The organism is Streptococcus mitis subsp. hohhotensis (assembly GCF_000722775.1).
GTDB lineage: Bacteria > Bacillota > Bacilli > Lactobacillales > Streptococcaceae > Streptococcus > Streptococcus carlssonii.
The window spans coordinates 1-541 of the sequence record NZ_JPFZ01000003.1; the positions used below are offsets into that span (position 1 = coordinate 1).

General features: G+C 43.8%; 1 protein-coding gene. It reads right to left on the reverse strand.

Annotated features, from left to right (window positions below):
* On the reverse strand, nucleotides 1-541 hold a 541-nt coding region (locus tag SK608_RS00015), incomplete at both ends, for a DUF1542 domain-containing protein (RefSeq protein WP_050489899.1).

The window sequence follows — 541 nt, forward strand, 5'->3', positions numbered from 1 at the left end:
TGCTTTAATAGCGTTTGTGCCTGCTGTTTCTTTCTCAGTCACTCCAGCTTGGTCAGTTGCTGCCTCAATAGCCGCCTTAGCCAAATCTGCTGCCGCCTTAGTTGCTTCTTTAGCCTTCGCTTTTTCAGATTGACTCAATTGATCATTCGCATCAATCTCTTTATCTTTAGTAGCTTTAGCTTGATCAATCGCATTTTTAGCGTTTTCTTTACCTACTGGAGTCACTGCTTTAATAGCGTTTGTGCCTGCTGTTTCTTTCTCAGTCACTCCAGCTTGGTCAGTTGCTGCCTCAATAGCCGCCTTAGCCAAATCTGCTGCCGCCTTAGTTGCTTCTTTAGCCTTCGCTTTTTCAGATTGACTCAATTGATCATTCGCATCAATCTCTTTATCTTTAGTAGCTTTAGCTTGATCAATCGCATTTTTAGCGTTTTCTTTACCTACTGGAGTCACTGCTTTGATAGCGTTTGTGCCTGCTGTTTCTTTCTCAGTCACTCCAGCTTGGTCAGTTGCTGCCTCAATAGCCGCCTTAGCCAAATCTGCT